The sequence below is a fragment of the Rhizorhapis sp. SPR117 genome, assembly GCF_021742065.1.
Genome location: NZ_JAKKIE010000221.1, coordinates 1 through 592 on the forward strand (window position 1 = coordinate 1; position 592 = coordinate 592).

Sequence of the window (592 nt, forward strand, 5' to 3'; positions counted from 1 at the left end):
AAGGCCTGCGTTAGGGCATCGAACAGCATCTCGTGGGTCTGGAGCAGATAGGCCCGCACGGTGAACGCCCGGCTGTGCGACAGCTTGGTATGCGCCACCTGCAACTTGGTCTGCTTGCCAGCGATAATCGCCCAGTCTTCGCTCCAATCGAACTGGAAGGCTTCACCCGGTGCAAAGACCAACGGCACGAACGTACCGCGTCCGCTGGCCTGGGAATCACGCTGCCGGTCCGCCTTCCATGCCCGCATAAAAGCGGCAACACGGCCATAGCCACCGGCAAAGCCAAGGGACACAAGATCGGCGTGCATCTGCTTGGCCGTGCGCTTCTGCTTGCGGGACTTGGTAGCATCGATCTGCAGCCAACCGGTCAGCTTCTCGGCAAACGGATCCAGCTTGCTCGGCCGCAAAGGAACCTTGAACTTCGGCTCAACCGCGCCACTGCGCAAATACTTGCGGATCGTGTTCCGCGACAAGCCAGTGCGCCGTTCAATCTCACGGATCGGCATCCCCTCGCGGAAATGCCAACGTCTGATTACACTCAATAATGCCATATCGATCACTCCATGTTGCCTCCAAACCTGCGTCCGGAGGT

Annotated in this window: 1 protein-coding gene; it reads right to left on the reverse strand. The window is 59.5% G+C overall.

The window, feature by feature from the left end; genetic code table 11:
- The coding region (gene istA, locus L3X40_RS22085) for an IS21 family transposase (protein ID WP_237367467.1) at window positions 1-551 on the reverse strand (551 nt) is incomplete at its 3' end.
- Between the last annotated feature and the right edge of the window lie 41 nt (window positions 552-592).